The following is a 19196-nucleotide window of genomic DNA, read 5'->3' on the forward strand; positions in this document are numbered from 1 at the left end:
CCTCATGAAGACTGAAGACGACCGGTCTGGCTGTGCTTGACGAAATTCGATGATGCCAGCCCTGCTGATGAGAGGTGGCTGCGAGTGGCGCGCGCCGCAGCCTCCGGGTCGCCGGCCATGATGGCCTGAACGATGGCGTCATGTTCCTCCCAGGAGACACTCGCCCTCGTTGGCACCTGAAACTGAGCGCGGCGGAAAGGTTTAACGCGAGCTCGAGTGGCTTGAGCCAGTTCGATCAGGTATGGGCTATGACTGCCTTCAAAAAGCCTGGTGTGGAAGCCGTGATTGAAGTGGTCATAATCGTCAGGCTGCCCATCACGCACGATATCGATCGACTCGATATGCGCCTGCCTGAAGGCCTGACGTTCAGCGAGTGACATGCGTAAGGCCGCCAGCCTCGCACACGCCGCCTCGAGCTCCGACATGGCTTCGAACATCGCTCCGAGACTGCCCTCGGACATTTCTGTCACGGTCACGCCCCGATTAGGCCTGCGTTCAACCAGACCAAGCGCAGCGAGTTGGCTGAAGGTCTCGCGGACTGGTGTACGTGAAACGCTGAAGCGTCTGGCCACGCTCTGGGCCTCGAGCTTCGTGCCCGGCAGCAGGCGACCGCTGACGATGTCGTCCGACAGCAGTTCGAGCATGCGGTCTACAGTGGTGCCCTGACGAACCAGCGCCGCCTTCGAAGCTGTCATATGGCCCGGGCCTGTGGCACGGACCTCGCGGGAGGGACTGGGATCGCATCGAGCAGGGCCTGTGTGTAGGGGTGCTTCGGATGCTTGAGCAAGGCCTGACTCTCGCCGCTCTCGACAATCTCGCCATGCTGCATGACCATGACACGGTCGCACATCAGTCTGACCACGTTGAGGTCATGACTGATAAAGAGGTAGCTGATGCCAAGCCGCTGTTTCAGGCTGACCAGCAGGTTCAGAACGATTGCCTGGACGGAGACATCCAGCGCGGCTGTCGGCTCGTCAAGAATGATGAGTTTCGGATCCAGCGCCAGTGCCCTGGCAATACCCACCCTGGCTTTCTGACCGCCGGAGAGCTGATGCGGAAAGCGGTCGAGCAGGGCCTGTGGCAGCCCGACAAGATCGGCGAGCGCTTCAACCCGTGCATTGCGGGCCTGTTTGCTGCTGAACTCACCCAGCCTCAACAATGGATCGGCAATGGCGCGCCTGACGACCCAGCGCGGATTCAGACTTTCGGTAGGGTCCTGGAAGACCATCTGTAGCTGGCTGCGCATGGGGTGTCGCGCAAACTTCAGTGCCGGAGTCGCCGCCAGCTCCTCGCCATTGAAAATGATACTACCGCTGCTTGGATCGAGCAGTCGCATGATCATCGATGAGGTGGTCGACTTGCCACAGCCACTTTCGCCGACCAGCCCGAGACTTTCGCCAGCGTACAGATCGAAACTGAGCGACTTCACGGCGACGTGCTCGGTGCTGCTGCCTTCCGCGAATACTTTTCTCAGATTCTGCACCGCCAGCAGTAGCGTGCCACGCGCCAGCGATGGTGTCGACGGGCTGTCGATGGTGCTGGCTGCTGTCCTCATGTCAGCGGGTAGCAGCGAAGCAACGCTCGAATCGAGTCTTGGTGTGGCATCCAGCAGTTTGCGTGTATAGGGATGGGAAGGGTTGGCGAAAAGCCCCTCCACCGTGTTCGCTTCGACGATCCGACCTTTCTCCATCACCACGATTCGGTCGCAGTAGCGTGACGCCAGGCCCAGGTCGTGAGTGATCAGGATCGTGGCCATATTGCGCTCTGCTGTCAGCTCGACAATCAGGTCCATCACGGTCTTTTGTGTTGTCACGTCCAGGCCGGTAGTCGGTTCATCAGCGATCAGAAGTTGTGGACGACAGGCCAACGCCAGCGCGATCACGATGCGCTGACACATGCCGCCAGACAACTCGAAAGGGAAGGCGCTGTAGCGCTGCTCGGGGTTCTGGATTCTGACGGCAGTGAGCATCGCGATCGCCCGGTCTCGTCCGTTAGCCCGTGTCGCCAGGCCATGCTCAATGAGCACATCCTCGAGCTGTAATCCGACGCTACGGATCGGGTTTAGGGCCGCCCTGGGATTCTGGAAAATCATGGAGATCTCGCGCCCGCGCAGCTCGCGCATCGTGCGCTCGGTCGCCCCGGTGATGTCTACACCAGCAAAGCGTATCGATCCGCCGCCAATTCTGCCCGCACGGTCGAGAATTCTCATGAGTGCATAGGAGGTGACAGATTTGCCTGATCCTGACTCGCCAACGATGCCAAGGGTTTCACCTTTCCTGACCGAAAAATCGATGGTATCGACGGCAGTGACCTTGCCTCCACGGGTGACGAATTCGATACTCAGGGACTCGACGGTCAGCAATGGAGCAGTCATCAGGTGCGCCTCCGTGGATCGGCGAGATCACGCAGGCCGTCGCCCATCAGGTTGAAGGTGAATACCGCCAGCATGAGCGCAAGGCCTGGGAAGAGCGCAAGCCACCACTCGCCAGAGACGATGAAGTTGGCACCCTCGGCCACCATGATGCCCCATTCCGGCGTCGGCGGTCGCACGCCGAGGCCGATGAACGACAGGCCCGCAGCATTCAGTATGGCCCAGCCCATGTTGAGCGATAGCTGGACCATGACGGGTGGCATGGTATTGGGCACAATCTGGCACATAAGTATCCGCCAGTCGCCGTTGCCGGAGAGACGCGCAGCCTGCACGAAGCCAGCGTCGCGGCGAATATTGACCTCGGCACGAATCATCCTTGTGTAGAAGGGCAGGTTGACGATAGCCGTCGCGTAAATAATGTTCTCAATGGTGTTGCCGGCGGCTGCGACGATGCCCATGGCCAGCACGAACAGTGGGAAGGCCATGATGGTGTCCATCAGGCGACCAGTAATCCGGTCTGTCCAGCCGCCGAAGTAGCCAGAGGCGGCTCCCAGAAATATACCAGCGGCAAGCGCCAGCGCGACGGCCGACACAGCTATCCCAAGATCGAGCCGGGTGGCGACGACCACTCTGGAAAACACATCCCGGCCAAGATGGTCGGTGCCGAACCAGTGAGCTGCGGACGGTGGCTGCATGGCAACTGCGGAGTCTGTAGCCAGCGGATCGTACGGAACAAGATAAGGACCGAAGACAGCCGTCAGCACCATGAGCAGGAAGAGACTGAACGCCACGACGGTCACGGGATTCTGGGTCAGTACATAGCCGACATGGTGCAACCAGGACTTTCTTTGCGGTGGTTCTGGCAAATCGGGCTCGAACAAACCGGGAAGCTGGGCACTGTGCGCCTCTTTCAGCATGTCAACTCTCCAGCCCCAGGCGCGGGTCGATGAGTGTGTAGGTGATGTCGATGACAAGGTTCAGTGTGATGAACAGCAGAGCCATCGCCAGCACGAATCCTTGAACGGCGGCATAGTCGGAGACCACCAGTGCCTCCACGGCAAATGATCCGATGCCGGGCCAGGCAAACACCTTTTCGACCAGAACGTTCGCTCCCAGCGCAAAGGAGAACACCATGCCGAGGGTGGTCACCACCGGGAGAATCGCATTCCTGAGTGCGTAGCGATAGAGGATCTTGCGAGGTGCCAGCCCGGCCGCTCTCGCCGTTCTGATGAAGTCCCCGGACAAGACCTGAAGCATTGCCGCTCGGGTCATCCTGGCGATCGGTGCGAGGGTGAACAATGCCAGGGTAATGACCGGCAGGCAGAGCTGGCCGAGGGCCGCGAGCGCCGTTTCGGTCTCGCCCGCAATCAGCGCGTCGAGGACGTAGAAATTGGTCACGGCCGGTGGTGGCAGTGACATCATGTCCAGTCGCCCCATTGGTGCAGGTGCCCACCCGAGCAGGTAATAGAACAGGTAGGACAGGGCAAGCCCTGTGAAGAAAGTCGGTAGCGAAACGCCAGCCGTTACGATAAAGCGGCAGGCATGATCTATCCAGGAGTCCGGATGAGTCGCAGCCAGAATGCCAAGCGGCACAGCGATGCTTACCGACAACAGCATGGCGAGCAGGGTCAGCTCCAGTGAGGCTGGTAGCCTGGTCGCGATTTCCGTGAGCACCGGCTGGCCGGTCGATATCGAGTAGCCGAGATCACCATGGGCCAGGTCGTTGAGATAGGCGAGAAACTGAATTGGCAATGGCTGGTTCAGACCCATCTTCTCGCGCATCTGCTCGATGGATTCGGCATCGGCCATGGCGCCAGCGAAATACGCTGCCGGGTCGCCAGGCAACGCCCGCGTAAGCAGGAAGCACACTACGAGGATGCCAAAGACCACCGGCACCGCCTGCAGCAGCCGCAAGCACACGAACTTCAGTTTCGGATGTAGGTGCATATCGAGTGTCAGCTCTGCTCGAGGTCCAGGGTGCGTATATCGAGCTGCCGATGGAACCAGTATTCATAGCCTTCGACGCCAGGTCGCATGGCCTCGTTCAGGGTCGGCTGCCACAGGGCGATTCGCGGAACGTCTTCGAAGGCGATGTCGATCATGCGCCGAACGTTCGGGGCGTAAGCGGGATTGTCCTGCGCCATGTACAGGGAGTCATCCACCAGTTTTACAATTTCTTCGTTATGATAATTCGACGAGTTGAACAGGTTGCCCTTGATGTAGGCCCAGTAGAAATAATAGTCCGGCGTGTTGAGCCAGCCGCCGAAGTTCTCCAGATGTAGTGGCAGCTTCTTTTCAACCAGCGCCAGCGTTCTCCAGTTTGCAGCAGGTACTTTATCAATCGTCGTTCTGATGCCGATGTCCTTGAGTGACTGCTGAATCAGCAAGGCTGCTGGTTCCGCCCAGGCAGCTTCACCCAGGTCGAAGGACAGCGGGACTTCGAAGCCGTCCTTGTACTCGGTTTCGGACAGTAGCTGCCGGGCCTTCTCAAGATTGGTGTCGTAGGGAAAAGGCTGCGGCCAGGCGATGCTTTCGGGATTTGCGTCATTGCCACCCCACATCTTCACACCTCTGCCGTAAGCGGCATTCTGGAAGATGTCAGCATAAGGCAATGCCCAGGCAATCGCCTGCCTGACCTTCTTGTTCTTGAATGGTTCGAATTCGAGATTCGTGCACAGCACATACATGCAGTTTTCTATAGGCGTGCTCGTGACCTCCACGCCTTGCTTGTCTGCAAGTTCCTTCGCATCTTTGGGAGGGATGTCATGGGCGATATGCACATCCCCGCGCTCGATCAGTGCGCGCCTGGTCGACTGTGAGGGCACTTCCTTGATCATCACTCGTTCGACCTGCGGCAACGGACCGCATACCCAGTCATCGTTCCGTACATATACCAGTTGCTGGCCAGGGTTCCAGCGTTCCACCTTGAACGCGCCTGATCCTGCAGGTGTCCGATGCAGATACTCTGTTGCCCAGGGATCCTCTTTCGTGGCCTTAGACTTCGCCAGTGCCGAGTTGATGACGATGGGGATGGGGACCGCAAGATCCGGCAGGGTCAGTTTCGAAGGGTGCGGTAGCGTGATCACGAAGGTGTGATCGTCTTTGGCTGTGAACTGTTCCGGCTCAGACAGTGAGCCAGCCTTCATTTGCACGGTCGGGAAGCCGCCGAGTGAAACAGCGCGGTCGAACGACCACTTCACATCGGCGGCCGTGACTGGCTTGCCATCCCAGAATTTTGCGTCCTTACGCAGTTTGAATGTCAGCGTCATGCCGTCGTCGGAGACTGTCCACGATTCGGCCAGCTCTGGTGTCAAGGTATCGTAATCGTAGCTGAGTGAGCCGTCTGCGAGGGTTTTGGTACCGAATGACAACAGGCGGTCGTAGCAATTGATCGCCACCTGATAGCTCGGGCGGTTAGTGCCACTGCGGTGGATATCGAGGCTGTTGATCGTGCTGCCGATCACCACGACCATGCTCTTCATGGGCGCAGCGAAAGCCGTCATAGTCTTCAGAAAGGGCAGGGTGGCAGCACCTGCTGCAAGATTCTTGACGAAAGTACGACGATGCATGTGATGGCCTCTGGCAGATGGACTCGAATGTCTGAAGCAGGTGTATGCATTTGTCGGTCCACTCTGTGCAGAAACGGTTCGAGTCGCCGCAGGGCGCGGCTTTTGTCGATGGCAAGACTGAATCGGCCGCACACGCTGATGTGGCGGGTGCCCGTTTCAGGGGCGTAGTGAGTGTCAGCGGCTACATTTCAGGGCGTCAGAGGTCTGTCTGCCGGAGCTGCCATGTGAATGAAACCTGCCAGATCCCTTTGAAACCGAGGCCTGGGCCCAGCTGTCGGTATATGGCGCAGATATTGCGGAGCAAGTGCATACACCTTACAGGCGGGTTGATGGCAGTATGAAGGCATGTTCCAGCAGAGGCGTTATCTGTACGCCGCATGCCCTGGCCTCCGAGGCAGGGATGGACCAGCTCGATCGAGGCGGGTCGGCTATCGATGCTATGTTGGCTGCCAGTGCAATGCTCTCAGCCGTGTTCCCGCATATGAGTGGGCTGGGTGGCGATGCGTTCTGGCTGCTGCACGACCCGGCGCAATCCAGCGCCCCTGATCAGGGTGTGCGAACGATCGTCGGGGTTGGGCAGGCGGGCCATCAGCTACCTGAAGGCGGCCGCATCACATTGCGGGGCCCAGCTTCGGTGGCCTCAACAGCTGGAGCGCTCGCGAGCTGGAAGCTTGCTCATGAGATCAGTCAAACCGAATGGGGCTCGAACCGTAGCTGGAAAGATCTGCTGTCTGGGGCGGCCGAGACAGCAGAACAAGGGGTGGAACCGAGTATTTCCCACCTGTTCTGGCTGGGGCACAGAAAGCCGCTCATCGAGACGCTGCCCGATCTAGATGAGATCTGCAGAGACGCGAATGGGCAATGGCTGACCCCGGGAAGCCGTTTCTTTCAGCGAGACCTGGCGACGACCTTGAGGCAGTTGATCGCCAGCGGTATCGACGACTTCTATATCGGAGAAATAGCTCACGAGCTGGCCACGGCCTTCGACGATATTGGCTGCGGGCTGACACTGGCCGACCTCAAGGCTACGCGCGCCTTCGAAGCCGCACCACTGTCGATTCGCTATCGCGAGGGCCGACTGTTCAACACTGCCCCGCCGAGCCAGGGGCTGTATACCTTACAGGCCATGGGCGCAGTCGGGCAGAGCGAGCTGTCAGGACTGGGTAACGGCACTGCGGCTTATTTCCATCAGCTCGTCGAGGCCATCAAACCGGCGCTGATACGTCGTAATCGGCAGTTGCACGACCCGGCCTTCAGGTCGTCTGCTGCAGTTCGCGGTTGGGACTACCAGCATAGTCTGGCTACCGCCCAGCTACAGGCCTATGCTCAGGCCATCGATGCTGAGCACGCGGCACCGTGGCCAGCAATCGGTCAGCCAGCCGATACGGTCTGGATGGCCGCGACGGACGAGGCAGGCCGAACCGCCTGTCTGATCCAGAGCCTGTTCCATGACTTTGGTTCAGGGTGTGTGCTGGGTGATAGCGGGATTCTGTGGCAGAATCGTGCGGCCGGTTTCAACGCTGATGCCTGGCATCCAAATGCCTGGGCACCAGGCAAGCGCCCCGCCCATACCCTCAACCCGTCATGCTATCTGGCCGACGATGGCTCACGGCTGTTCTTCGGCACGCAGGGTGGCGACGGTCAGCCGCAGACACAAATGGTGCTGGCGAGTCAGCTCATCGATTTCAGCACGCCCGTGGAAGCGGCGATTGCCATGCCCCGCTTCCTGCTCGGCCGCAGCTTTTTCGATGGCGGCGACAATCTGAAGCTTGAGGCTGGTGTCGGCGAAGCGACCATCGAAGGCCTGAAAGCGCTCGGGCACGACGTGGAAGTACTTCCTCAGCACAATCTGTTCATGGGCCAGGCCGGCATCATATCGATCGCCAGCAACGGTCGGAAAGAAGCTGTCCATGATCTCCGTGGACAAATCAATGACAACCCACTCACCAGTCTCGGCCAGGCCGACTAGAGGAAATTTTCATGATGTACATTCTTGCCTACCTGCTGCTTGGCGCTTTCGCAGGCGTCATGGGCGGTATGCTCGGAATAGGTGGCGGTGTCATTATCGTGCCCGTTCTGATCGCATTGTTCACCTGGCAGGCCTTTCCTGCAGAAGTCATAACGGTGATGGCGGTGGCCAGCTCGCTCGCCAGTATCATCTTTACTTCCTTGTCTGCGATGCGCGCGCAGATGAAGCGGGATGCCGTCGATTGGGTGATCTTCCGCCAGTGGAGCGTAGTCGTCGTTCTTGGGGGCTTCTGCAGTGGCTTCATCGCCCAGTATCTGCCTGCGCTGGCCATGAAGCAGGGCATCGCGGTCTTCCTTCTGATTGTGTCGATCATCATGCTGAGCCAGTGGGTGCCAAAGCCGGAGCGTCAACTGCCTGGACCCGTGGGCACCGGTATTATCGGCTTCATATGTGGTGTGGCCTCGGCGCTCGCGGGCATCGCGGGCGGTAATATCATTGTACCGACCCTTGTGTTCTTCAACGTACAGATGCAGCGCGCTGCGGCGACGGCCAGTTCGCTCGGCTTGCCGATTGCTACAGTCGGTACGCTGGGGTACGTGATCGCCGGACTCGACGCAACAGCCCGCCCCGAATGGTCGCTCGGCTACGTGTACCTGCCAGCGGCGCTGTCCGTGGCTGTCATGACCTATCTCATGGCGCCGCTCGGCGTGGCCATCGCCCACAAGCTCCCGGCAAAAACCCTGAAGCGCGTCTTCGGGGGGCTGCTGTTTTTCGTCGCCAGCAGCATGCTGTGGTCAACCCTGGCGTGATGGTTTGCCTGAGCGTCAGCCATCTACTGCTGACAAACATGGCCGTGATGGGGCAGTTTCTCGAGTGTGAGATCTCTCTGCATCAGCATGGTGAGGATCAATATGAAGTAGCTGTCTTATCCTGCTGATAAATATTACTTTAAACTGGCACGATCAGCCGCTACTCTTAAACCTCCGATTTTGAGTTGCGGCGCTTTCACAGGCCGACCTTCTGAACAGGCTGATGATGTTCGATACAACACCAGACATACGTCTCCGGAAGCTGCTCGTTTGCCTGTTCGCCGCACTGGCTCTCGGCAGCACTGCAGCGTTCGCGGCAATCGAGAACGCTGATCTCGAGCGTTGGGACGGGCAGAAACCGCAGAGCTGGACCACGATCGACAGCGGTATCGTGCTCGCGCGTTCCACCAGCATCCGCCACCAGGGCGGGGCGGCGGCTTCTGTTCTCGTCACTACCAATAACCAGGGCAACACCGACTTTCGACAGGCGCTAACTGTCGAAGCCGGACAGGTGTATGAGTTTGCGGTCTGGGTCCGGCATACCGAAGGCGGTGTGCGAGCCCGTCTGTATGCCGACGGCTACCGGAACTATAGCGACCCCACTCTGACGGGGCGCTGGCAGAAACTGTCGCATCGCTATCGTGCCGAGCAGAGTGGCGCTATTGAAGTCGGCCTTCGATTCTATGATATCGCAGGCTTCGATGGCTCGGAGCTCGTGTACGTCGACAGCTTCGCACCCGTCGCCTCCATTGTGCAGCCAGGTGAGCCCGGCACCGGCCCGCTCGACCGCTATTACAGCGCTGCTGAGGGCAAGCGCGGCGCTGAGCTCAAAGAAGCGTTATTCGACATCATCAACACCCAGATCAACCGCGGCTATGCTGCGCTCTGGTCGTTCTTCCTCAATCATGACATTGACCGTTACTACGAAAATGATGGCTCAATTCTTGATATCTACTCGGAAAATCCGGCCACCAACGACCCACACAGCTTCCGCAAGAGCCTGGATCAGTGCGGTACTTATCGAGCCGAGGGCGATTGCTATAATCGCGAGCATTCCTTCCCGAAAAGCTGGTTCGGGCGGAGCGAGCCAATGAATTCGGATGTGCACCACATCTTCGCCGTGGATGGCTACGTCAACGGTATCCGCAGCAGCTATCCGTATGGCGAAGTAGGCTCTGTTCGCTATGTCACCGCCAACGGCTCGAAGGTGGGGCCCGGGCATTCGTCGCTCGGCTATGGCGGCACCGTGTTCGAGCCGAGAACAGAGTTCAAGGGCGATCTGGCGCGGGCGCAGCTGTACATGGCGATCCGATACCAGCATCTCATCGCTGGCTGGGAAGGTCTCAGCCCAGAGGGTGATGCAGCGCTCTCCGGCGCTCATGATCAACCGTTCGAACCATGGTATCTCCGCATGCTAGTGCGCTGGCATGCCGCTGACCCGGTGAGCCAGAAGGAGCGAGACCGTAATTCGGCCGCCTTCGAATTCCAGGGCAATCGGAACCCCCTGGTAGATTATCCTCAGTTCGCCGAGTTGATCTGGGATGAGTATCTGGTAAATGAGGATTGAACTTGCCTGATATTCTTGGATGGGCTCACGAAAAAGAGATAGACCTCCGGGCCACGATAAACTGGTCAACACCGCTTTCGGAAGACATGCTGCCCACGGGTATGTCCGCTGACGAGGACACGGCCTATTTCTATGCCATCGTTGGCCGTTTCGAGCGTGAGTGGCAATCGTATTATATCGGAATGGTGTATTCCCAGTTCGTCTCGACCCGTCACAGGAATAACGATCACCTGACGCGCCTGAAAGATCTGAAATCGAAGCATCCTGACACCGTGTGGCATCTGACGCTTGGAACACTGACGCTGCAGGACAAGCGCCTCAACGAGGGCCTCGTCAAGAAGGTCGAAGGCTTGTTGATCTACAGTCACTGGCATGACAAGTGTGTGAGCCGAACGAGGAGTCTGCGTTTCAGTTGCGACCAATCGATCCAGATATCCAATACCGGCTTCAATGAGCCCTTCCACAAGACAGTAGCGTACGGCGCATTAGTTTCAGGATAACGGTGAAAACGGTGGCTGCCAGAATCAGCCGCCGTCAGGAAAATATACATTCATTTTTTCTGCAGCTTTTGCTGTTGTAACGTCTGACCGCATTTTTTCGTTGCTCGTCGAAAAGCTCTAGGCCATATGGCTAGGGGGCTGCAGGCGCAGTTGCCAGGCTCACGGCCGTCGTCACCGATCGATCTCGGCCGACAACCATGAAAGATTCATGAATTTGCGTAAACCCCGCGTCCACATTCTTTACGAAAACGCCATCGGCAACGGCCGACTGAGAAGACAAAAACCTTTATTGGTCAATGTCTTGGCGCTTTGGTATGGGTGTTGCTTACGTTCTGTTACAGACGCATAGATTTGCTGTACTACTCGTCGTAACTGCAGATGACGGACGACATGGATGATCATCTGCAAAAACAGGACCGGATTGGTTTCACAATAATTCAGTTACGAAGGTGTTTATTATGACTAGCTCAAGCATTTTTAAAGGTATGGCTGCTACTGCACTGGCGGTGACATTCTCCGCTTCAGTCTCTGCAGCAACAATCTACGAAGCGTTCGACCAGGGTGAAGTCGCCAGTTCCTGTGGTGGTGCACAATATGGCCTCTGGACTAACGGTTTGGCGCTCGGGTCAGGTTCAGCATGCTCTTACCATTACAGCATCAATCCTGGCACCAACTTCACCACATTCGATGACGGCACTGCCAGCTTTACTGGTACGGCTACCAACGGTTATGGCATCGAAGCGACCATCAGCCTCAACCTCTTTGGTTTCACGACTGATTATTCGCCAGTCAAGACTGGCGGTTCCGCCAATACTGCAGACTGGGCCTTTTATACCAACCTGACCGAAGACAGCTCCATCACCGTCGGTGGCGTTGAATATTTCGCCCGCCTGGTCGGTGCGCCCGATAATATCGGTACAAAGCCAGTATTCCAGTATGGTACAGGCGCCAATGACAAGACCGAAGCGTTTGGTGGATCAGTCTGGCTGGACATGTACTCGGCCAACGGCGACGCATTGTTCACTGAGCCAAACCACTGGGACATCAATTTCGACCTTGGTCCTGGCGTCGGTCTCGATGTGCCAGCGCCGTCGACCATAGGTCTGCTCGCGCTTGGCATCGCTGCGCTGAGACTGTCTCGCCAAAGGAAGTAGTGCTATAGCCTACGTCATCCCTCCTGTTTTCTAGCCCCTCTATGAGGGGCTTTTTACGTTTAGTCGGCTAGACTTTCCCTGTTCATCACATTTAATCAGTTATCCTTGTAGTCTGGTACGGAACGTCTATGCGATTTTTCCTCCTGTTTCTGTGGTGCATGGCTGTAGGCGTCTCCGCCCATAGCGAGATGCCCGCAGCCGTCGTCCTCTCCGCAGGCGCACCTAACGCGGTGGAGCTTGGCGAGCATCTCCAGTATCTGGAGGATCCCAATGGCGTTCTCGACAATGCTACAGTAAGAAGCGACGCGAGCATCTTATGGCAGCGCTCAGATCAGGCTGAGCTGAATTTTGGCTACACACCCTCGGTCTACTGGCTACGATTCTCTCTGGTGCAGGCGGGCGAAACGTCGGTGCCGTACCTGCTCGAGATCGGCTACCCGGTTCTTGACTACGTGGATGTCTATATCTATCGCCAGGATGAGCCGGCTCAGCATGAACGCATGGGTGATCGTTTCAGTTTCGCAGAGCGGCCGATCGAGTACACGACCTTCATGGTGCCACTCACGCTCCAGCCCGACCAGCCAGTAGACCTGTTGATTCGTGTGCAGAGCAGCTCCTCTGTGCAGGTGCCACTCAGGCTTTGGCCAGAGACTCGAATACTGCCACACAGTTTTGCCGAAACCTTTGGCAATGCGTTTTTCTATGGCGCGATGATCGTGCTCGCCATTTACAACTTGTTGATATTCGTTTCTGTCCGTGACATCAGCTACTTCTATTACGTGATGTACCTGCTATCGATGACGGCCGTCATCGGCGGCATTCAGGGAATCACCTTCAGAATGCTATGGCCGGAGGCCACGTCCTGGAACGATATCAGCATCCTCGTCGCCATCAACGGTATGGTTATTTTCGGCGTCCTGTTCCTGCATAGCTTTCTGGCCGTACGCCAGGCCCGCCCCAGACTATCTGCGGCACTGCTCGGTATCGCAGGCCTGTCAGCTTTTTCGCTTTTTGCAAGCTTCGTACTGCCATATGGTACGATCATCGCGCCGACGAGCTGGCTCATGATGACGGCTATCGTCGCTGGACTTGTGGCGGGTGTAGTGCGGGCTATGGATGGCTATCATAGCGCCCGATACTTTCTTCTGGCCTGGGGCTTTGTACTGACCAGTGGGCTGATGTTCACCTTGAACAAGCTTGGCCTGCTGCCACGAAACTGGTTTACGGAAAATATCATTCTGGTCGCTGCAGTCGGGGAGGCTATTTTGCTGTCGTTTGCATTGGCCTATCGCATGAATCATGAACGCCGCATGCGCGAGCTGGCCCAACGGGATTCAATGGACTCGAAACAGGCCCTGCTTGATCATCAGATCAAGGCGAATGAGGAGCTCGATCGCACGGTACAGCAACGAACGGCAGCGCTCGAAGCGGCGAATCGACAACTCAGACGGATCAGTATGACCGATGGGCTGACCGGGCTGCTCAATCGACGGGCCTTCGATGAGCTGTTTGAAGCCGCCTTCGAAAGGGCTCAGCGCGAAGGTCGCAGCCTTGCGGTGTTGATGATAGACCTCGATCAGTTCAAGCAGGTCAATGACGAACATGGCCATCTCATTGGTGACCTTTGCCTGGTGAAAGCCGCACAGTCGATACAGCACGAGGGCCGCCGCCCTCAGGATGTAGTCGCCCGTTTTGGCGGAGAGGAGTTCATTGTGATGATGCCTGATACAGAGATAGTCGGCGCTGTGTCTCTCGGGCATCGAATCCTGAAGGCGCTGGCGGCCATGGTCATTGCGAGTGAAGACCTCGAATTGCGCATAACGGCCAGCATTGGGGTCGCTGCGCTGATCCCGGATGGCAGTACCGATTCCAGCGGCTTGATGGATATGGCTGACCAGAATCTCTATCTCGCCAAGCATGCGGGTCGCAATCGGGTGGAATCCGGGCCTGAATCAGAAAACGTGACCTGAATCCAGCTGTCAATCCAGGGGGTCTGTATGATTGTCAGACATCCCGATAATGACAGGCAGGTGGGTTACATGTCCGAACCGATGGCTGATCAGGTACAGCATGCCTGTGGTGTGCGACCTCCTGTCGAGGCACCGAGCCAGCTGCAGTGTGATGATCCCCATATCGATGAGTCCCTGCACGCTTTCCTGCTCGTCGAGGATCATCCGCTGTTCATTCATGGATTTCGCTCGGCGATCGAACGAATGTTTCCCCACGCTCGGCTCGATATCGCTGGCACCGGCGCTGCAGCCCAGTCGCTGATGCTTAGTCAGGACTACGACCTCGTCTTCCTCGATCTTCACATTCCAGAAATCAGCGGCTTCGCCGTGCTTGAAGAATTGCGGCGAAGGCGAGTTGTGCAACCGGTCGTTATTATCACCGGACAGGTCGATAGCATCATCGTCGACAAGGCAAGACGACTCGGTGCCCTCGGGGCGATATCCAAGCGTATCGATCTGTCGCGACTCGCCGGGCTCTGCGTGAAGCTGCTTGATGGTCAGACCATTTTCGAGGAAGGCAGGGAATGGCAGGAAGCGCCCTGGCGCTGCTGGATTACCGTCTGCCGGACAGCAGTGGTCTGATACTCGCTCAGGCGATTCGTTTGCGACTCAGGCCCGACTTCCCCATCATCATCCTCACAGGCGACATCCATCTGTCCATGTCCGAGCCCGACATCAGGGTGCTGAGCAAGCCAATCAGGCCCACACGCCTCCTCGCAGCCATTCAGACCATTCGCTACGCCTAGTCTTCTCAGTTGCAACAATGGCTTACTGAGCTAGTCTTGAACTGACCTTACATCGAAATACTCAGTCGTTCGTGGAGTAGGCATTTGAGTCTATCGTGGCCGTTCCGGCGCAAGCATAACCAGTCTGTCGGCCTCGAAATCCGACCGAGCGCTATCGTGCTCGCGCTCACAACGCCTACATCGGCGAAATCTGATGCACAGATTCTGCGGGTGGATACCATCGCCGCCCAGCCTGCGCAGCGACTTCTACAGCTTACTGAGTATGTCGCCAGCCACAAGCTACAGGGGGCTGCCTGCAACCTGGTGTTGCCACCTGAATTCTACGCGCTGCAGCAAATCGAACGACCACCTGTCGATGACAGCGAAATGAGCGCAGCAGCTGGCTGGAAGATTCGTGATCTGCTGGATTACGACCTCGACGACGCCATCGTCGAAGCGTTCGAATTTCCTGATGATGCGCTGCGAGGACGACCTGCTCAGGTGAACGTTGTCAGCGCCCGCAAGACCGTGTTGCAGGATCTCATCACGCTCGTCGAGAGCAGCGGTCTCAAACTGGATACCATCGATATTACGGAGTTGGCGCTACGCAACCTGCTGCTGCAGATTCAGTCGGCCGAGCCACCAGCCAAGGGCATCGGTCTGGCCTGTCTCATCATGCGGGAACATGGCGGCATTCTGGTGCTGGTCAAGGATGGCAATCTCTACCTGACACGTCGCCTCGATGCCGATATGGAAGGTCTGGGTGACCCGGAGCGTCAGGGCGCGACCGGCCAGCAACTCGCACTCGAAGTACAGCGATCGCTGGATTATGTCGAAAGCCAGCTTGGCCAGGTCCCGCCACGTCGCCTTTTCGCAGCCTCGGAACTGCACGAAGAACAGATGCTGAAGGCGCTCGACGACACACTTGGACTGCAAGTGCTCCCACTACCGTCCACGGAGGCCGGCGTCGCAGCGGCTGTCATACCATCTGCCGGGCAGTGGGTAGCCTGCGGGGCTGCATTGCGCGGTCAGGCCAGGTTGGCGAGCGGGGGTGCCTGATGCAGCAGGTCAACCTGTACACCGAAGCCTTTCGACCGAAAAGAGACTGGTTTTCACCGGCCAGCATGGCCTGGTGTCTTGGCATCGTAGTCGGCCTCATTCTCATCTACAGCGCCGTACTCATGTGGCAGGACTCAATCGGTGAGACTGAGCTTCTGGCGCTTCAACCGGACACCACCAGGCTGCAGCTCGAAGTCAGCGAGCTGACCCAGACCCTGGAGCAGCGCGCGCGTGATACCGGTCTGCAAGCACAGCAGGAAACACTGCAGCAGCGTCTGCAAAATACCAATATGTTACTTGGCACAATTCAGGGCCGGCTGTTGAACGAGCGAGCAGACGCCTCTTTCTTCGCCATATTGCTGGCGCTTGGCAAGCATACCACCGGCGCGCTCTGGCTCGAGGAGATCGTGATCGAGAACAGCGGCGCTCGCCTGCAGCTTGCCGGGCAGACCTCTGAGCCACAGTTACTGCCAAGGTATCTGCAGGCACTGGGCAAGGAAGCGGCATTTGCCGGACGTGCCTTCAATGGCTTTCGATTGAGTCTCGACCAGCCTGACGGGCAGAAGAGTGGCCAGGGGCTTGACGCACGTCGTAGTAGTGACAGCTCTGGCTCTGGTCCCTACAGGGCCTTCAGCGTCGATACCCATACCGAGGACGCAGACGATGCTTAAGCAGTGGAGTGCACGCCTGTCGGTCATGTCAGTCCGCGAGAAAGTGATACTGCTTGGGACCGTGCTTGTGCTCGTGCTGTTCATCGCCATGGAGTTTGTCTGGGCGCCGCTGTGGGAAAAGGATGCCGTCCGAAAGACAGCGATCGCCACCACCATCGAGAACTCGAAAACGCTTCAGCAGCAGCTTCAGGTGCTCAAGACCGCTGTCGATCGCGATCCTGATGTCGTACTCAGACAGGAGATTGAACAGCTGCAGCGACAACTCGACCAACGTGAAGACGAGCTTCGTGCGAACCTGTCGAGATTGGTCTCACCAGAGGAAATTACTGCAGTGCTGATCGATCTGCTGCAGGGCCAGGGTGGTTACTCGGTTCGCGAGGTCAGCAAGCTGCCAACGCTGAAGATTCAGCAGGGCGAAGGCGAATCTGCTGCCGTGCTCTATAGTCATCGTGTCCGCATCGTCATCGATACCGACTATTTCAGTGCACTTGAATACCTGGAAAGAATAGAGCGGGACGAGAGTCGACTGCGTTTGCTGTCGCTGCAGTATGAAGTCGACGACTATCCCTCCGCGCGCCTGACGCTGGACTTCGAAACGCTGGGGCTCGATGAGCGCTGGCTGGGAGTCTGATATGCGAATCAAAAGAGCGTTTCGTTTTCGCCTGAGGACACTGCCCTCTGTGGGGGTCCTGGCCCTCGGCCTGATGTGTATCCCCATTAGTCAGGCAGCCGAGGCGCCGCCTGCCAGCAAGATGATTGAAGGCATGGAGATCCAGGACCCGACCCGGCCACTGAACTGGCGTGCAGGGCCCAGGGCAGCATCCAGTGCAGCCGTGGCCCGGCCGAAGCTGGCGATCAATTCCATCTTGATATCGTCGGCGCGTCGGCTCGCCATCATCAATGGCCGCAGCGTCGCTGAAGGCGACACCATCGAAGGCGTGAAAGTTCAGCGTGTGAGCGCTGACGGCGTTCGACTGAGCTGGCAGGGCCAGCAGTGGACGGCCCGGCTGTCGACTGCTGGTGGTGCTGTCAGGAAGCCATCAAGGACTCAGCCATGATCATTACCCGGAGTACGCAATGACCTGTAGTAACAAGCTTGGTGCACGCAGCCTCGCGACGCTGCTCTGTGCAGCGCTCGGCGCCTGCACCGGACCGGGTCAGCTGAAGCATCCCGGGCAACCAGTCAGCACCGACAATACGGCGCGGATGGAACGAGTACTGGCTGAAGCCAGTGCTTCACAGCCTGCGGAGGTCAATGCCATCAGCCCGCCAGCCCCGCCAGCCGAGGTGATCGCAGCGCTACTGGATGACGCGCCAGCCGGTGACGACGCCCAACGCTTCGACGTGTCCGTTCGGGACCTGCCTGCACGGGATTTCTTCAATGGTCTCGTGGCAGGAACGAGCCAGAACATGGTCGTTCATCCCTCGGTAGAAGGCAGCATCAGCCTGGATTTGAACAACGTGACTGTCGAGCAGGTCATGAACCTGACTCGCGAGCTGTACGGCTACGACTATAGACAGTCCGACGGCATCTATCAGGTCTTCCCGGCGATCATGAAAGCCGAAATCTTCCAGATCAACTATCTCAATATCAATCGCTCCGGCGCTTCGGATATTCGCGTGAGCTCTGGACAACTCTCAGGCAGCGTCGGCAGCTCCGGCAGCTCCGGCGGCTCGAGTAACCAATCCGGACAATCAGGTGAGGGCGGTGAGTCATCGGTCAATACCATACTGTCGCGAATCACCACGCGCACAGAGTCGGACTTCTGGGCCTCGCTCGAACGTGCGCTGGTGGCCATAGTCGGCACCAGTGACGGCAGAACCATCATTGCCAATGGCAACGCCGGTATCGTGCTGGTCAAGGCCATGCCAGACGAACTACGTGCCGTGCGCGAATATCTGACCCAGTCGGAACTCATCATGCAGCGTCAGGTCGTGCTCGAGGCGAAGATTCTGGAGGTCACGCTGAGCGAAGGCTTCCAGCAGGGCATCAACTGGCAGTACTTCGATGAGTTCACCTCTAACGTCGATGCAGAGGGCCTGCCGACTCAGAGCCTTGGACTTGGACAGACGGCCCGATCGCTTGGCGACGCCGCCGGTGTCTTCAGTGCAGCATTGCGTATCGATGATTTTTCCGCCTTCTTCGATCTGCTCTCGACCCAGGGCTCGGTACAGGTGCTCTCGAGCCCGCGTATTGCCACACTCAATAATCAGAAAGCGGTGATCAAGGTCGGTACCGATGAATTCTTCGTCACCGGCATCGAAACCAACTCGAACCAGAGCGGTCTGGTTGGGAACGACGAGACGACCGACGTCGAGATCACGCCGTTCTTCTCAGGCATCGCGCTGGATGTCACCCCGCAGATCGGCGAGTTCGGTGACATCACACTGCACGTTCACCCGACAGTCAGCGAAGTCCAGGATCAGACCAAGATCATCGGTATCGGCGATCGCAACCTTGTTTTGCCGCTGGCGCTGAGCACCGTGCGAGAAACAGACAGCGTCATCAAGGCCCGCAATGGCCAGGTTGTCGTCATTGGCGGTCTCATTCGTGATGTGACTCGTGATGAACAGGCTGAGGTGCCGTTCTTTGGCGATATACCCATATTCGGTGAAATGTTTACCCAGAAACGCCAGGCCCAGGAGAAGACTGAGCTGGTCATTCTGATCCGGCCTTCGATTGGCGACGCTGACACGATCGGACAGGACCTCGAAGCGGCAGGTCTGCGCTACGAAGCCCTGCGCAAGCGAATCGACAATGATTACAGGCCATAATGGGGACGCTCCAGTACA

General features: G+C 57.9%; 18 protein-coding genes. 13 read left to right on the plus strand and 5 right to left on the minus strand.

Going from position 1 to position 19196, the window contains the following annotated elements:
• Positions 1 to 2: 2 nt before the first annotated feature.
• Genes ABD735_RS06260 through ABD735_RS06280 form a run of 5 tightly spaced genes read right to left on the minus strand, consistent with a single transcriptional unit; the run spans position 3 to position 5940 of the window.
• Complete coding sequence (locus ABD735_RS06260; RefSeq protein WP_344804431.1) at positions 3 to 695, minus strand: GntR family transcriptional regulator; 693 nt, start codon at positions 693 to 695, stop codon at positions 3 to 5.
• Positions 692 to 2374, minus strand: a complete 1683-nt coding sequence (locus tag ABD735_RS06265) for a dipeptide ABC transporter ATP-binding protein (protein ID WP_344804433.1) — start codon at positions 2372 to 2374, stop codon at positions 692 to 694. The genes ABD735_RS06260 and ABD735_RS06265 overlap by 4 nt, the downstream gene beginning before the upstream one ends.
• The gene (locus tag ABD735_RS06270; protein ID WP_344804435.1) at positions 2374 to 3288 is read right to left on the minus strand and encodes an ABC transporter permease; all 915 of its coding nucleotides are present in this window, start codon (positions 3286 to 3288) and stop codon (positions 2374 to 2376) included. Before ABD735_RS06270 ends, ABD735_RS06265 begins: the two co-directional genes overlap by 1 nt.
• A 1-nt stretch (position 3289) precedes the next feature.
• Complete coding sequence (locus ABD735_RS06275; protein WP_344804437.1) at positions 3290 to 4318, minus strand: ABC transporter permease; 1029 nt, start codon at positions 4316 to 4318, stop codon at positions 3290 to 3292.
• A gap of 8 nt (positions 4319 to 4326) precedes the next feature.
• Positions 4327 to 5940, minus strand: a complete 1614-nt coding sequence (locus ABD735_RS06280; protein ID WP_344804439.1) for an ABC transporter substrate-binding protein — start codon at positions 5938 to 5940, stop codon at positions 4327 to 4329.
• A 337-nt stretch (positions 5941 to 6277) separates the two neighbouring features.
• Here ABD735_RS06280 and ABD735_RS06285 point away from each other — a divergent pair, with 337 nt between their 5' ends.
• From ABD735_RS06285 to mshL, 13 genes are all read left to right on the plus strand, one after another.
• Positions 6278 to 7909 (plus strand): gamma-glutamyltransferase family protein, encoded by a 1632-nt coding sequence (locus tag ABD735_RS06285; RefSeq protein ID WP_344804441.1) that lies wholly within the window; start codon positions 6278 to 6280, stop codon positions 7907 to 7909.
• Positions 7910 to 7920: 11 nt separating this feature from the next.
• Entirely contained in the window at positions 7921 to 8718 is a 798-nt protein-coding gene (locus tag ABD735_RS06290) for a sulfite exporter TauE/SafE family protein (protein ID WP_344804443.1), read from the plus strand.
• A 223-nt stretch (positions 8719 to 8941) separates the two neighbouring features.
• Positions 8942 to 10285, plus strand: coding sequence for an HNH endonuclease signature motif containing protein (locus ABD735_RS06295; RefSeq protein ID WP_344804444.1), 1344 nt, complete (start codon positions 8942 to 8944; stop codon positions 10283 to 10285).
• Positions 10286 to 10287: 2 nt separating this feature from the next.
• On the plus strand, positions 10288 to 10785 hold the full coding sequence (locus ABD735_RS06300) for a hypothetical protein (RefSeq protein WP_344804446.1): 498 nt from the start codon (positions 10288 to 10290) through the stop codon (positions 10783 to 10785).
• Between the two features lie 458 nt (positions 10786 to 11243).
• Complete coding sequence (locus tag ABD735_RS06305; protein ID WP_344804448.1) at positions 11244 to 11939, plus strand: PEP-CTERM sorting domain-containing protein; 696 nt, start codon at positions 11244 to 11246, stop codon at positions 11937 to 11939.
• 128 nt (positions 11940 to 12067) lie between these two features.
• On the plus strand, positions 12068 to 13909 hold the full coding sequence (locus tag ABD735_RS06310; protein ID WP_344804450.1) for a sensor domain-containing diguanylate cyclase: 1842 nt from the start codon (positions 12068 to 12070) through the stop codon (positions 13907 to 13909).
• A gap of 27 nt (positions 13910 to 13936) precedes the next feature.
• The gene (locus ABD735_RS06315; protein ID WP_344804452.1) at positions 13937 to 14530 is read left to right on the plus strand and encodes a response regulator; all 594 of its coding nucleotides are present in this window, start codon (positions 13937 to 13939) and stop codon (positions 14528 to 14530) included.
• Complete coding sequence (locus ABD735_RS06320; protein ID WP_344804454.1) at positions 14473 to 14694, plus strand: hypothetical protein; 222 nt, start codon at positions 14473 to 14475, stop codon at positions 14692 to 14694. The genes ABD735_RS06315 and ABD735_RS06320 overlap by 58 nt, the downstream gene beginning before the upstream one ends.
• Positions 14695 to 14778: 84 nt before the next feature.
• Entirely contained in the window at positions 14779 to 15732 is a 954-nt protein-coding gene (locus ABD735_RS06325) for a hypothetical protein (RefSeq protein ID WP_344804456.1), read from the plus strand.
• Positions 15732 to 16403 (plus strand): hypothetical protein, encoded by a 672-nt coding sequence (locus tag ABD735_RS06330; protein ID WP_344804458.1) that lies wholly within the window; start codon positions 15732 to 15734, stop codon positions 16401 to 16403. The genes ABD735_RS06325 and ABD735_RS06330 overlap by 1 nt, the downstream gene beginning before the upstream one ends.
• Positions 16396 to 17034 (plus strand): hypothetical protein, encoded by a 639-nt coding sequence (locus tag ABD735_RS06335; RefSeq protein ID WP_344804460.1) that lies wholly within the window; start codon positions 16396 to 16398, stop codon positions 17032 to 17034. The genes ABD735_RS06330 and ABD735_RS06335 overlap by 8 nt, the downstream gene beginning before the upstream one ends.
• A 1-nt stretch (position 17035) precedes the next feature.
• Positions 17036 to 17461, plus strand: a complete 426-nt coding sequence (locus tag ABD735_RS06340; RefSeq protein WP_344804462.1) for a general secretion pathway protein GspB — start codon at positions 17036 to 17038, stop codon at positions 17459 to 17461.
• A 19-nt stretch (positions 17462 to 17480) separates the two neighbouring features.
• Complete coding sequence (gene mshL / locus ABD735_RS06345) at positions 17481 to 19178, plus strand: pilus (MSHA type) biogenesis protein MshL (protein WP_344804464.1); 1698 nt, start codon at positions 17481 to 17483, stop codon at positions 19176 to 19178.
• Positions 19179 to 19196 lie beyond the last annotated feature (18 nt).

Source organism: Allohahella marinimesophila (assembly GCF_039538005.1).
In the GTDB taxonomy this organism is placed as follows: domain Bacteria; phylum Pseudomonadota; class Gammaproteobacteria; order Pseudomonadales; family Oleiphilaceae; genus Allohahella; species Allohahella marinimesophila.

Bases quoted from the DNA above. Each gene is read 5' to 3' on its own strand.
- ABD735_RS06260 (WP_344804431.1), bottom strand. From the start codon at position 695: ATGACAGCTTCGAAGGCGGCGCTGGTTCGTCAGGGCACCACTGTAGAC.
- ABD735_RS06265 (WP_344804433.1), bottom strand. From the start codon at position 2,374: ATGACTGCTCCATTGCTGACCGTCGAGTCCCTGAGTATCGAATTCGTC.
- ABD735_RS06270 (WP_344804435.1), bottom strand. From the start codon at position 3,288: ATGCTGAAAGAGGCGCACAGTGCCCAGCTTCCCGGTTTGTTCGAGCCC.
- ABD735_RS06275 (WP_344804437.1), bottom strand. From the start codon at position 4,318: ATGCACCTACATCCGAAACTGAAGTTCGTGTGCTTGCGGCTGCTGCAG.
- ABD735_RS06280 (WP_344804439.1), bottom strand. From the start codon at position 5,940: ATGCATCGTCGTACTTTCGTCAAGAATCTTGCAGCAGGTGCTGCCACC.
- ABD735_RS06285 (WP_344804441.1), top strand. From the start codon at position 6,278: ATGAAGGCATGTTCCAGCAGAGGCGTTATCTGTACGCCGCATGCCCTG.
- ABD735_RS06290 (WP_344804443.1), top strand. From the start codon at position 7,921: ATGATGTACATTCTTGCCTACCTGCTGCTTGGCGCTTTCGCAGGCGTC.
- ABD735_RS06295 (WP_344804444.1), top strand. From the start codon at position 8,942: ATGATGTTCGATACAACACCAGACATACGTCTCCGGAAGCTGCTCGTT.
- ABD735_RS06305 (WP_344804448.1), top strand. From the start codon at position 11,244: ATGACTAGCTCAAGCATTTTTAAAGGTATGGCTGCTACTGCACTGGCG.
- ABD735_RS06310 (WP_344804450.1), top strand. From the start codon at position 12,068: ATGCGATTTTTCCTCCTGTTTCTGTGGTGCATGGCTGTAGGCGTCTCC.
- ABD735_RS06315 (WP_344804452.1), top strand. From the start codon at position 13,937: ATGATTGTCAGACATCCCGATAATGACAGGCAGGTGGGTTACATGTCC.
- ABD735_RS06320 (WP_344804454.1), top strand. From the start codon at position 14,473: ATGGCAGGAAGCGCCCTGGCGCTGCTGGATTACCGTCTGCCGGACAGC.
- ABD735_RS06330 (WP_344804458.1), top strand. From the start codon at position 15,732: ATGCAGCAGGTCAACCTGTACACCGAAGCCTTTCGACCGAAAAGAGAC.
- ABD735_RS06335 (WP_344804460.1), top strand. From the start codon at position 16,396: ATGCTTAAGCAGTGGAGTGCACGCCTGTCGGTCATGTCAGTCCGCGAG.
- ABD735_RS06340 (WP_344804462.1), top strand. From the start codon at position 17,036: ATGCGAATCAAAAGAGCGTTTCGTTTTCGCCTGAGGACACTGCCCTCT.
- mshL (WP_344804464.1), top strand. From the start codon at position 17,481: ATGACCTGTAGTAACAAGCTTGGTGCACGCAGCCTCGCGACGCTGCTC.